Genomic DNA, 12,162 nt, shown 5'->3' with positions numbered 1-12,162 from the left:
CTCTTTGATAGTATCTAAGAGCTTGTTGCTTATTCGCCGAATACAACGGAACAGTCTTGTCCCCCCTAAGAAACTTCTGAAGGTTAAAATATTCCCTATCCAACAAGTCTTTTTTCCTTCGAGTCAGCCCAACAACGCCCGCTTGGATAGTCAGCTTCATATCAAACTTTAATTACTCAAAGCTGTTTAAAAGTCTATCGCAATTCATCCCCACGCTTACGCATGGGGTCTTCTTGCGAGGACCTGATAAAATAAGTAGGTTTAAGAGAGTCAATGCTTTATAAATGAGCATTATTATTGTGTGTTATTAATTAAACGTTAGAGTTCTTTTAGGTTTATTTGTCTGGTCTTGTTATTAATGTTTGAATAGTATGTCTGATGAGTTTGAAGTTCGTAAAAAATTTGAGGAATGGATAAACAAAGTTTTAAAGCCATTAATTGATGAAGTGCCAGAACGTAAATCTTCATTCACCACGATCTCAGGAATTCCTGTGCGACCCCTTTATACGCCCGTGGATTTGGAAGAACGTAAATGGGATTATCTTAAGAATCTCGGATTTCCAGGCGAATATCCATTTACTAGAGGAATATATCCTAACATGTATAGAGGAAGATTTTGGACATTTAGACAATATTCTGGTTTTGGTTCTGCAGAAGAAACTAATGAACGTTATTTAAAATTACTTAGTTCAGGACAAACGGGATTAAGTGTAGCTTTTGATTTACCAACACAGCTTGGGCTTGATCCAGATGATCCTATAGCAGAACCAGAGGTGGGAAAAGTTGGAGTATCAGTACCATCAATAATGGAAATGGATATACTATTTAGAAACATTCCTTTAGATCGCATAACGACGTCAATGACCATAAATGCAACTGCAGCAGAGATTTTGGCAATGTATATTATAGTCGCAGAATCTAGAGGAATAGATCGAGCAACACTTGGTGGTACAGTTCAGAATGATATTATTAAAGAGTACATAGCAAGGAAAAATTACATTTATGAACCTGAACCATCAATGCGTTACACAACAGATATAATAATGTTCACAGCAAAAGAAATGCCAAAATGGAACCCAATAAGTATTAGCGGATATCATTATAGAGAGGCAGGCGCTAATGCAATTCAAGAAATTGGATTCACACTAGCAGGCGCTATAGAATATACTAAAAAGGTTATAGAAAGGGGTATGGATGTTGATGCGTTTGCTCCTAGGTTGAGTTTCTTTTTCGCTGCAGGTACTGACTTGTTTGAGGAGGTTGCCAAGTTCAGAGCGGCGAGAAGAATGTGGGCAAAAATAATGAAAGAACGATTCAACGCTAAAAAGCCGAGAAGTATGTGGATGAGATTTCACACTCAAACGTCTGGAGCTGCGCTCACCGCTCAACAACCTGAAGTCAATATAATAAGGACCACAATACAAGCTCTTGCAGCAATATTAGGCGGAACACAGAGTTTGCATGTAAATTCTTATGATGAAGCGTGGGCTCTGCCAACTGAGAAAGCTGTGAAGATCTCGTTAAGAGTACAACATGTGATTGCACATGAATCGGGAGTGGCAAACGTTGTAGATCCTTTGGCAGGCAGTTATTATGTTGAATGGCTAACTGATGAAATAGAGGAGCGCGCATGGAAAATTATCGAGATGATCAATAATGTTGGTGGAATGATAGAAGCTATTAAAAAAGGTATACCACAACGTGAAATTGCGAGCACATCATATGAATATCAAAAAAAGATTGAAAATGGAGAATTAGGAATTGTAGGGGTAAACATATACCGTGAAGAAGGTTGGGAGTTAGCAATGGAGCTTTTAAAAGTTGATCCAAACGTAAGCTCACGGGTCATATCACGTCTAAGAGAATTAAAAAAGAATAGAGATCACATAAAACATGAAAGAGCACTCAACAAATTAAGAAAAGTTGCGGAAAATTCAGAAGAGAACATTGTCCCCGCAATAATTGAAGCCATAAAAGCCAAGGCCACAATTGGAGAGATCAGTGGTGTACTAAGAGAAATTTGGGGTGAATACAAAGAACCAACGATATATTAAAATGGTGAATATCGATGCAAAACTTTACAAGAGTACAATACATTGTTGAAAATAAGATAGGGTGGATCTTACTTAACAGACCAGAAAAACTTAATGCATTAGATGAAGAAACATGGAAAGAACTCCATTATATTTCAGAATTTGCAAACAATGATAATACGCAAGTAGTAGTAATAACAGGAACAGGTAGGGCATTCTCAGCAGGTGATGACATACTCGCAATGTACTCTTTAAATAATATTAATGAGGCTTACAAATTCTTTCACACGCTACTAGATACTGTTCTATCGTTAATTAACATGAAAAAACCACTTATAGCTGCAGTAAATGGACTTGCTTATGGAGGAGGCTGTGAACTACTATTGCTGGCAGATGTAGTGATCTCAGTGCAAGATGCAAAATTTGCAATCCCAGAAGGAAGAATCGGATTAATACCACCGATAGCACTATCAGTAGGTCATAACATGATAGGACTCAGACACATAGCACGATTAATCCTAACAGGAGAACCCATTGACGTATATGAGGCACAGAGAATAGGATTAGTTGATTACATAGTACCAAACTCTCAACTAAAGGATAAAACTATTGAAATCGCACAAAAAATAATGCTTAACGGAACACAAGCAATAAAAACCATGCGATCATGGCTAAGTAAATATCGCATAGAATTCATAAAGGATGCTATAGAAGAATTAGCAAAAATATCAATAACAAAGGAAGCAAAAGAAGGTATGAAAGCATTCTTAGAAAAACGCAAATTAAAATTTTAATTATTCTTTAAATATGAACATCGAAAGCTGCCAGGACTTATGATTCATAGTAAATCGTACTCTCTCATAATTATTTAACATTTTAACAATCTGATCAACATCTCCACGTTTAATTCCATGAAAGAAGAAACGCTCCCATATAGGATCTAGAATAAATATCTTCCCACCACGTTTAGTAATCCTGAGAGCCTCACGTATTGCATCAATTTTTCTATTTATGTGATGAAGACTGTACATAAATATTGATACATCAACACTTTCAGAGGGAATCACTGATAAATCTGAAGCATCAGTTCTTATGGTCTTCACGTTATTTAATCCCATAATCTTAGCTAATGACTCAACGTGCTTAATCATATAGCTACTTGAATCAATTGCATAAACAAAACCAAGACTACCAATCCTTTTAGCAATCTCAATACTAAAAACACCAGGACCACAACCGATATCAGCAACTATCATACCTTCACGAACATTTAATAAACTAACTACTCTCTCAGGTGGATCAAAAATACGTCGAACCTTACTTTGAAGAAAAGCAGCCATCATACGAGAACCAAAATCGCCATCCATACAATTCGTTATAATACTTGAACATATATCCTTTGCTCCTTATAATAGAAAAATCATAACAAAAACACTAACAAATATCAAAATAGAAAATGAGAAACATAAATCATCTGACTTCTTTTCTGTAGTGAAAAAAACTATGTTTCGCATTATCAAAATCCTAGAATCTTTAAAAAAATGGAGAGAGTTAACAAAGTATCTACAATCCTACCTCCCATAATACTCTGAGCTAGATAAGAAACTACACTTTTATCATTCTGCTTCTTTTTAATACCATAATATGCATTAATGTGAAAGCTCAGTCCCAGCAGAGCCATGAATGATAAAATAGGCAACATTCCTAAAAAAACTGAAATAGATAGTAATGAATAAAGTAGAATGATAAAAATACCATAACCCAAATGTAACTTTCCAACACCTAATCTTACAACAAGATTTCTCCTTCCATGCTTTTCATCAGCCTCTAAATCAGGAATCTGGTTAGAATATAGAACAGATGCAGAAACCAAACCATACATAGCTCCTACCAATACTGCTGGCCATAGTATTTTTTGAGACATAACATAAAAACTACCAAGAAATACAAAAATACCCTTAAGAGTTACAAAAAACTCTCCAAGACCAACATTAGCTAAATATGAAGAATATAAATAAATAGTAAGAACTCCAAACAAAGTAAGAATCAATACCATAATACCTCTAAGAAAACTAAGATAAATACCAATAATAAACCCAATAATAAGCATTAAAACACCAACCCTATAAACAACATTAGGACTTAACAACCCCTCAACAATAACACCAGTACCTCCACTAAAAGGTGTCCTCTTAACATCAAAATCTAAACCAGACTTATAATCAAGATAATCATTAATCAAATCAACACTCATATGAGCAAAAGCAACACCGACATAGGTCAACACAGCCAACCAAACATCAAAACCATAACCAACTAAAACAGAATATAAACTACCACCAATAGATGCAAGAATAGAAGACGGCAACGTTTTGATTCTTACAGCACGCAACCAAACCCTTAGCTTCACATCACTGATACAAAATTAACATACTAAAATCTTTATCTTTCTTCTTTTCATGAAAAACTTAAATATACTCTTTAATGTTAAGCTTACAGTAGCAATAGATGTTAGTAGAACTTTCACTGACATTATAGTGGTTGATAATCAAGGTTTAATTCATTTTTATAAAGGTTCTACAACACCTAAAAATCCTGAAATATGGGTATACAAGGGAGTGAACTACCACCAGCTTTCGCAGGTGGCTTCCTGCTTCCACGGACAGACTCGATCTCCACTCACCCACAGCGGAGGTCTCGGCAAGTGAGACCGTTTCGGGAATCCCGTGTGGAAGGTGGGTTACGGAGGTCTTGCCCTCAGCAGTCTTCTCTTTCGGCCTGTTCCATGCCTACTAGGTCTGCCAACCAAGCAGACAACGATAAATACAACGAGAAAAAATATAAGCTTATCGGCCTTCATCCCCACCCTTACAGATGGAGACTCCCCGCCGTCAGAGTTAAAAAGATTTACTGATATTAAAGAAGTTATTCACGCGATAACATTACAACAAATGCTTTAGCTTCAATTCTTCGCAGTTTAAATATCTTTCTCTTAATTGAGGATATAACTCTAATTAATGCATTTAAACTTTTTATGGTGTAGATCAATGTGAAGGTTATAATTTTAATGTGTATAATCAGATCCTAAAATTGGTTAATAAATAACGAAGTTTGTTTAGAAAAATCCTTTATACTTGTTTTAGATTAATAATAAATGGTGGAGGCGATAAATCCCCGTTTGAGAGAGCACAGGCAATGTGGGGCGAGTGCACCGTCAATGAGCCTGTGTGTTGTAGCGGGGACACAGCCTCCACCAGTTTGCATGGTTAGAGATATTGTTTATTTCGTATGAAATGCGTAAATTTAATAGTGAGATATTTAGTAAAATATTGAGTATCATTTGGAGGTTTAAGGAATGGGAGGACCACCAGTATCGGCAAAATATGTGATAGTGGTAAACCTTGAGGTAGATGGTATTATAGATAAATCCGATGTCATTGGTGCTATTTTTGGACAAACCGAGGGTTTACTAGGAGATGATTTGGAATTACGTGAATTACAAAAAACTGGTAAAGTAGGGAGAATAGAAGTAAATTCTGAAACTAGAGGAGGAAAAACATACGGTGAAATAATAATCCCAACAAATTTAGATAAACCAGAAGTAGCATTAATTGCCGCAGCCATAGAAACCATTGATAAAATCGGTCCCAGCAATGCAAAGATTACACTCAAAAAAATCATCGATCAAAGAGAAGAGAAACGAAGGAAAATTCTTGAGAGAGCAAGAGAAATACTTATGAAATGGAAAGAAGAACATGGTATAGAGACTAAAGAACTTATAGAAGAGATTATCAACTCTTTAAAGACTGCCGAAATTACAACATATGGCCCAGAAAAACTACCAGCAGGCCCTGATGTTGATAACGTTAATGAAATTATCATAGTTGAGGGGCGAGCTGATGTACTTAACCTCTTAAAACATGGTTTTACTAATGTGATAGCACTAGGTGGAGCATCAGTACCAGATACTATCATAGAGTTGAGTAAGAAAAAAGCAGTGACAGTATTTGTCGATGGAGATAGAGGAGGAGAACTCATACTAAGACGTCTCATTCAGGTTGCAAAAGTTGATTACGTAGCTAGAGCACCATCTGGCAAAGAAGTTGAAGAACTTAGCGGCAAAGAAATTGTTAAATCATTAAATAGTAGAATACCATTAGAGGAATTCCTTGAACAATTAAAGAAGCAACCTGAAAAAGAAGAGATAATGGAGAAAGAGGAAGAAGTAGAGAAAGCTAAAGAGAAAACTGTGGAGACAGAAGAAGTTATTGTCAAACCAACGTTACCACAGCTACCACCACAGTTAGTAGAGACAGTAAAAACTTTAATGGGCACTATGGAGGGAGTTTTTCTAAATAAGGAATGGGTTCAAGTTGATCGTTTCCCAGTTAAGGATGTGGTCGATAAATTATCAAATACATCGGATGTTCAAGCAATAGTAATTGATGGAGTTATAACACAAAGATTAGTAGATCTTGCAAATGAGAAGAAAGTTCAGTATATAGTAGGATATAGAGTAGGTAATTTAGTGAGAAGACCAATAAACCTAAAGATCTATACTTTTGAAACACTTCTTTCATCAGTACTTTAGGTAAAAAATATGAAACTATTAGAAATTGATGAGAAAAAAAATTACCTAAAAATACTAGTTGAGACACCAGACGATCTAATACATTTAGCACTATTAATAAATAAAGAGGATATAGTCTATGGATGGTCCGAGCGTCAAAAAAAGATACAACGTGCTGAGAATGAAGAAAAAGTGGGCAGGGTAAGAGTATTTATAGGAATAGAGGTTGAGAAGATATCATTTAGCAAATTCGGAGAATCATTAAGAATCACAGGAAAAATTGTTAAAGGACCAGAAAACTTAAACATACAAGGCTTATATCACACAATAAACGTACACAGGGGGGACTCCTTAGAAATAGAAAAAAGAAAAGAATGGTCTATAAAAATAATCGAACACATAATTCAAAGATCGAGATCAGCTAGCAAAAAAATATTCATAATTTCTCTGGATTTTGAAGAAGCAGCATTAGGATTACTTACAGATCAAGGATTAAATATAATAGAGGAAATAGAGAGTGGTCTTCACAGTAAAAGAAAAGGATATGAGCAAAATAAGGAAACACTAATCGAAAAATACCTAGAAAAAATAATAGAAGAACTTAAAAAACACATTAAAGATGATTACATAATAATACTCTATGGACCAGGCTTTCTAAAAGAAGAGCTGGCCAAAAAAATACGGGTAGAAATAAGAAAAACAATACAAATGAAACTCATAACAGGGTCATTAGGAGGAACAGAGGGATTATGGGAATCAATACATAATGAGGAATTACTCAACGAACTAAGCGGATTTGCTACAATCGATGACATGAGAACAATAAAAAAACTTATCGAACTCTCACAAGAAGGGAAAACAGCAATTGGACTAGAAGAAATATCTAAAGCCGCTGAACTTAAGTCCATAGATACATTAATAATATCAGGTTCAATATTACACAATGAAAACGTGTTTACACAAGTTTTGGAACTAGCAAAAAAAGTGATCAGTTCCGGAGGGCGCATAAAAATTATACCACCAGAAAGTGAAGCCGGTAAAAACCTTGAACTAATAGGTGGCATATCAGCAATACTCAGATACAAGATTCCAGATTTGGGTTCTGAGTTAAGTAGGAATATATAGTGAATTGTTATTTTCATTCCTACTTAACCCTTCCCTCTCGATTAATTCGTTGAGGGCTCTCGGGGAGAACCCAATTCCCCGCATCTGAAGGTTCAACACCGCTACAATATCTCTATCCATTGTTAACCCGCATTCCTCGCACCTCATTATCCTGCCCAGATAGGAAGCCATCGTGCTTCCAGAGCAGACTGGGCAGGTTTTAGATGAGTTGGCTGGGTTAACGTATTTTGTTGGTAAATTAAGCCATTTAAGCTTGTATTCAAGCATGTACTGAATCAACGTAGTGTTTGGAGTATTTCCACTCTCGTAGCAGTTCATCCCTAAGCTCTCTCCTATTCTCTCTATTGAATTCGAGGTGAGCCTTCTTGGAAATCTTAACGTGCGAGAAGATCGCATCTAAAGCCTTCCGCTTAACTTTGAAGTATTCTTCGATTAAATCTTTTGGAGCCTCTACTGGGATCCTGTAGCTTTTAACTGCTTCCATAATCTCTCAACTTCGCTCCTCGGGTAGCGGAGCTTGCCAGTCGGGAGTTTAACTGCCCTAATAATGCCCCTCTTCTGCCACTTCCAGAGAGTCTTAACTGAGATACCAAACTTCTTTGCGACATCCTTTGGTCTAAGTAGTTCTTCTTTCATCAAAGAGTTAATAGAGTTAAACAAATATTTAAACCTATCTATTCCAAAACTGTTGACCACGGCGTATAATTAATTAAGATTTTTCTAAATGCTTAATCATGCGTTTATATAGACGTTCAGAATACCATTTAACAAAACCTGGCATGTGAACAGCAATTTCATGAGCAACTTTATAAGGGAGACTAATGTATAAATCACTATTAGCACCCTTTATAATTGAATCCGCAATCTTTCTTGCAACAGTTTCAGGTTGAAGAATAGGACCAACATTTTTATCAACACTGATTAGTTTCTGAGCAGTAGGAGTCCTTATAGTATTTGCAGAGAAGCCCGTCTTGACATATCCAGGATACACACCGATCACACGTATATTATATGGTTTGAACTCAATCCTCCAACTATCCGTAAGAATTTTCAAAGCAGCCTTGGTCGCAGCATATATACTCATCCAAGGTACTGGAACAAAAGCCGCAAGACTTGAAACATTCACAATACATCCACCATTATTACGAATCATGATTGGTAAAACCTCTTTAGTAAGTATTATAGGACCTAAAAGATTTGTAGCAATAACTTTTTCTATCTGATCATAATCCATCTCATACAAAGGACCAGAAATGCCAATACCTGCATTATTCACTAACACATCGATCTTAGAATACCTACTAATAGTCTCGGAAATCAATTCTTTCACATCAGATATTTTTGTTATATCAGTTTTCACAATAAGCACATCCTCATTACTAAACAATGATCTAAGCTTTTCAACGTTACGTGAAGCCAATACAACAGAAAAACCATTTTCAACAAGAAGCTTAGACGTTGCCAACCCTATACCTGACGATGCACCCGTAACTATTACAACATTCATATTTACTATCTAAAACCTAGAGGATATTAAATATAACTCATTAATTTGACACTCGTATGGATAACTCTTTACAACAAGGAAAGAGCTATTGATAAGCCCAAGATAATGGTCTACATTAAGAACACACTCTTCAGCTTATAAGAGCGGTATCCTATAAGTATAGAGTCAAATAAACACTATCTAATAACAGACTCAAACAAGTATTTATGGACGCCAAAAGACTTTGAGAAGCTAGATAGTTTAATTCTAATAGATAAAGAATTGATAATAATAGTTCATAAAGGGCTTTCCGGGGTGAACTTAATTTCCCACATCTGAAGGTTCAACACAGTTGCAACATCTCGATCTAAGATTAAACCACAATCTTCACACTTCATCAGCCTGCCCCCGACAGTCCTACCCGACAGTCCTAATACACCTTATCTTACCTTGCTTATCCCAAATCTGAGGACGCCTAACGCTGACACCGAGGATCCTACTGGCCTCTTTCATTGTATAATGCTTCTCTATGCTCATCGAGATAAAATGCTATGAATATCTATAAAAATATATTTATTTGAGAGCTGCTGTACACCCGAGACTTAATGCTTTACTGCTTTAAAGATATAGATTATCATAATATTTTTATATTTTCTATTCGATGAAAAAGTTTTATATATCGATCTACGTTATTATTAGAGATGAAGTATGAACAATAAAGTATTGGCATTTTCTATAAGTGTTCTAATATTAGTTATAATTATTGGGTTTCCTTATATTATGTTTCAGTTAGTGCCGACAACAACTATTACAACCACAATAACAGTTACTAAAACAATTGTAACCACAGTAAATTATACGCACACTATAACTAAAACTGTAACAATAGTAGACTGGTATTATTATTTAAGTGGCGTCACAATTATAATAATGCCATTACTCGTAATAATAGCATATCTTTTAAAAAGTAAAGCAAAGAAAAGTTAATATTTATTATCTAATTATTTCCGTTTTGGCACTCTCCGTGGCTTCAGTCGCGGAGATTCTCGGTTCGTTGGGCTTTCGTATACCTTCATCCTACCAAGTTCGGGGTGTGCCAAATCACCCCCTGGCATGAGCATGTAGCCCATGCCCCGCTTAAGAGCGACCCGTCCATAGAAAAATTAACTGACAAGTATTTAAACACATTCATCCCATGATTAAAATCATGGGCTTTCTGCTACGTCTCTGTAAGATAGCTAAAGTTAACTATCTGTTCAATGAATTAAAGAAATAGGATAAGAAATAGGGGGACAAAAGAATAATTAATAAAAAATAAACAAGATAAGAAGTATAACTAATAATTAGATAAATCTAAATTTTATATAGATGAGTGCCCAGAAAACCTAGGGTTTAGTTCTGGAATGGGGTTCTGAACTAAGTATGGATATGTGTGGAATTCATACTTAGTTCTTGAGCCTCATCCCTCTTGTCCTCCTCTGGGTTCATTGGAGGGCACATCGGGGTTAGCTCCTTTCGGGGTGAACCCATGAATCCCCACATCCTAAGGAACGTTTTCCAAATGTTTATTGATGCATTCTTCTGCCTATCGATTATAAAACCGCATTTTGGGCACTCGAAGACTGCTCCCCTTAGGTCTTTATTATAATACCCGCATTTGGAGCAGGTCTTGGATGTCCCATAAGCCTTAACAAATACTGTTGTGTGTCCATTCCATGCAGACTTATATTCTACGTACTTTTGGAGCTTAATGTAGTCGTGTTTGCTATTCTGCCTATTCATGCTCCTACTCTTTGTCCTAGCTATTCTTTCCTTGAAATTTTTTAAATCCTCGAACACATTTGTTCTACCCGATAATCGTTTTGCGAGTTTATGTAATGCATCGTTAACCCTGTTCTTCTCCCTTGAACCGTACTTCTTCAGGAGCTTCTTCCTCGTTTTTCCGGGTAGCTTCTGGATGACCCTCCTCTTCAGCTCATAGGTTCTATGAATTGTGTAGATTTCCTTCAGGCTTATTGAATAATGCTTTTCACCATCAAAGCCGTCAAAAGTTAAGAGGTTCACGTCCCATGCTATTGGGTCTTTAATCTTTAGCTCCACCTCTCTTCTAACAGTAACTATGAACCTGTCCTGTTTAAGTATGAGTTCGCCGAGGTCTAAACCCCTTATCCTATCCCAGCACCACGCCTTCCTCAAATCTATAGTTATACTCTCTTCGTAAGGTCTTACTGAAATCTTGAGAACCCCGTCCCTGTAACTGTAGAGAGTTTCCTTAACTCTAACGAACTTCCTCTTCAGTTCAGGCCTACTTCTTCCAGCCCGCCCACGTAGATATCTTTTCCTCCACGATTCAAGCACGGAATAAGCCTGCTTTATCGCGGAGTCCACGTAATGCTTGGAGTAAACCCACCCCTCAAGATACTTGTCTCTAAGCTTTTTTCTAAAAGTCTTATCTTTCCTCAGAAATGGTATAAGTCTCTTCCCATTCCTATTCCATGCAACGTTCCTCCATAAGTCATCTAAGATAGCGTTTAAGATGCGCATGTAGTCCTCTATGAGCTCGTTCACCTCAAGGTTATGCGGTATCGAGTACGCTTTAACTAACAAGGTTCCTGACACCTTCAACAACCTCCCTATACTTACGGCTCCTCATGCCTACAATAATTCTTTCCTCCCTTAAACTAAGAATTCGTTTTATTTCGCTCTCGGGGATCCTCCTACGTCCTCCAACAGTCCTAACACACCTTATTTTACCCTGTTTATCCCATTGCTGAATAGTCCATGTGGTGACTCCAAGAAGCTTCCTCGCTTCCTTGATTGTACAGAGCTTTTCGGACATCAATATTCTCCTATATCTACCAATATTTAAACACATCTATTTTGAAACTGCTGACAAAGGCAAAAGTTTAAATGTGAAGTTAGCTCACTAAATTTCTTCCCATACATAG

12 protein-coding genes and 2 pseudogenes are annotated in these 12,162 nt (G+C 36.5%); 5 read left to right on the top strand and 9 right to left on the bottom strand.

Features of this window, described 5'->3' with window-relative positions:
* Positions 1-371 precede the first annotated feature (371 nt).
* Both QW128_05415 and QW128_05410 read left to right on the top strand, forming a co-directional pair.
* Positions 372-2,054: a methylmalonyl-CoA mutase family protein gene (locus QW128_05415; GenBank protein ID MEM3833018.1), complete on the top strand. Its 1,683-nt coding sequence runs from the start codon at positions 372-374 to the stop codon at positions 2,052-2,054.
* Positions 2,055-2,068: 14 nt separating this feature from the next.
* Positions 2,069-2,827, top strand: coding sequence for an enoyl-CoA hydratase/isomerase family protein (locus tag QW128_05410; GenBank protein ID MEM3833017.1), 759 nt, complete (start codon positions 2,069-2,071; stop codon positions 2,825-2,827).
* Here the strand turns inward: QW128_05410 and QW128_05405 are convergent, their stop codons facing one another.
* Both QW128_05405 and QW128_05400 read right to left on the bottom strand, forming a co-directional pair.
* Positions 2,828-3,400 carry a methyltransferase domain-containing protein gene (locus QW128_05405; protein ID MEM3833016.1) on the bottom strand — a complete coding sequence of 191 codons (573 nt, stop codon included), beginning with the start codon at positions 3,398-3,400 and terminating at the stop codon, positions 2,828-2,830. It abuts the gene before it with no gap.
* 149 nt (positions 3,401-3,549) lie between these two features.
* On the bottom strand, positions 3,550-4,443 hold the full coding sequence (locus QW128_05400) for a prenyltransferase (protein ID MEM3833015.1): 894 nt from the start codon (positions 4,441-4,443) through the stop codon (positions 3,550-3,552).
* Positions 4,444-5,388: 945 nt separating this feature from the next.
* On the opposite strand from QW128_05400, the gene dnaG reads away from it, so the two are divergent.
* Together dnaG and QW128_05390 are read left to right on the top strand one after the other, a co-directional pair.
* Complete coding sequence (gene dnaG / locus QW128_05395; GenBank protein MEM3833014.1) at positions 5,389-6,624, top strand: DNA primase DnaG; 1,236 nt, start codon at positions 5,389-5,391, stop codon at positions 6,622-6,624.
* A gap of 9 nt (positions 6,625-6,633) precedes the next feature.
* Positions 6,634-7,728: a hypothetical protein gene (locus QW128_05390; GenBank protein MEM3833013.1), complete on the top strand. Its 1,095-nt coding sequence runs from the start codon at positions 6,634-6,636 to the stop codon at positions 7,726-7,728.
* Here the strand turns inward: QW128_05390 and QW128_05385 are convergent.
* From QW128_05385 to QW128_05365, 5 genes and pseudogenes are all read right to left on the bottom strand, one after another.
* The gene (locus QW128_05385) at positions 7,711-7,995 is read right to left on the bottom strand and encodes a transposase (protein ID MEM3833012.1); all 285 of its coding nucleotides are present in this window, start codon (positions 7,993-7,995) and stop codon (positions 7,711-7,713) included. The genes QW128_05390 and QW128_05385 overlap by 18 nt on opposite strands.
* Positions 7,988-8,212, bottom strand: a complete 225-nt coding sequence (locus QW128_05380; GenBank protein ID MEM3833011.1) for a hypothetical protein — start codon at positions 8,210-8,212, stop codon at positions 7,988-7,990. Before QW128_05380 ends, QW128_05385 begins: the two co-directional genes overlap by 8 nt.
* Positions 8,179-8,364 carry a helix-turn-helix domain-containing protein gene (locus tag QW128_05375; protein MEM3833010.1) on the bottom strand — a complete coding sequence of 62 codons (186 nt, stop codon included), beginning with the start codon at positions 8,362-8,364 and terminating at the stop codon, positions 8,179-8,181. The genes QW128_05380 and QW128_05375 overlap by 34 nt, the downstream gene beginning before the upstream one ends.
* A 73-nt stretch (positions 8,365-8,437) precedes the next feature.
* Positions 8,438-9,235: an SDR family oxidoreductase gene (locus QW128_05370; protein MEM3833009.1), complete on the bottom strand. Its 798-nt coding sequence runs from the start codon at positions 9,233-9,235 to the stop codon at positions 8,438-8,440.
* A 399-nt stretch (positions 9,236-9,634) separates the two neighbouring features.
* Positions 9,635-9,751, bottom strand: a pseudogene (locus QW128_05365) (MerR family transcriptional regulator).
* A gap of 171 nt (positions 9,752-9,922) precedes the next feature.
* Here QW128_05365 and QW128_05360 point away from each other — a divergent pair.
* Positions 9,923-10,201: a hypothetical protein gene (locus tag QW128_05360; GenBank protein ID MEM3833008.1), complete on the top strand. Its 279-nt coding sequence runs from the start codon at positions 9,923-9,925 to the stop codon at positions 10,199-10,201.
* Positions 10,202-10,630: 429 nt separating this feature from the next.
* Here QW128_05360 and QW128_05355 read toward each other — a convergent pair whose 3' ends face one another.
* The gene (locus QW128_05355) at positions 10,631-11,833 is read right to left on the bottom strand and encodes a transposase (protein MEM3833007.1); all 1,203 of its coding nucleotides are present in this window, start codon (positions 11,831-11,833) and stop codon (positions 10,631-10,633) included.
* 34 nt (positions 11,834-11,867) lie between these two features.
* Positions 11,868-12,059, bottom strand: a pseudogene (locus QW128_05350) (helix-turn-helix domain-containing protein).
* Between the last annotated feature and the right edge of the window lie 103 nt (positions 12,060-12,162).

The sequence above is a fragment of the Thermoprotei archaeon genome (genome assembly GCA_038881895.1).
Taxonomy (GTDB): domain Archaea; phylum Thermoproteota; class Thermoprotei; order Gearchaeales; family WAQG01; genus JAVZOV01.
Note: the sequence above shows the minus strand (reverse complement) of the source record. Positions and strands in the feature narration are given on the sequence as shown.

Coding starts and splice junctions, on each gene's coding strand:
- QW128_05360 (MEM3833008.1), top strand. CDS start 9,923: ATGAACAATAAAGTATTGGCATTTTCTATAAGTGTTCTAATATTAGTT.
- QW128_05375 (MEM3833010.1), bottom strand. CDS start 8,364: ATGAAAGAAGAACTACTTAGACCAAAGGATGTCGCAAAGAAGTTTGGT.
- QW128_05380 (MEM3833011.1), bottom strand. CDS start 8,212: ATGGAAGCAGTTAAAAGCTACAGGATCCCAGTAGAGGCTCCAAAAGAT.
- dnaG (MEM3833014.1), top strand. CDS start 5,389: ATGGGAGGACCACCAGTATCGGCAAAATATGTGATAGTGGTAAACCTT.
- QW128_05405 (MEM3833016.1), bottom strand. CDS start 3,400: ATGGATGGCGATTTTGGTTCTCGTATGATGGCTGCTTTTCTTCAAAGT.
- QW128_05370 (MEM3833009.1), bottom strand. CDS start 9,235: ATGAATGTTGTAATAGTTACGGGTGCATCGTCAGGTATAGGGTTGGCA.
- QW128_05390 (MEM3833013.1), top strand. CDS start 6,634: ATGAAACTATTAGAAATTGATGAGAAAAAAAATTACCTAAAAATACTA.
- QW128_05415 (MEM3833018.1), top strand. CDS start 372: ATGTCTGATGAGTTTGAAGTTCGTAAAAAATTTGAGGAATGGATAAAC.
- QW128_05385 (MEM3833012.1), bottom strand. CDS start 7,995: ATGCTTGAATACAAGCTTAAATGGCTTAATTTACCAACAAAATACGTT.
- QW128_05410 (MEM3833017.1), top strand. CDS start 2,069: ATGCAAAACTTTACAAGAGTACAATACATTGTTGAAAATAAGATAGGG.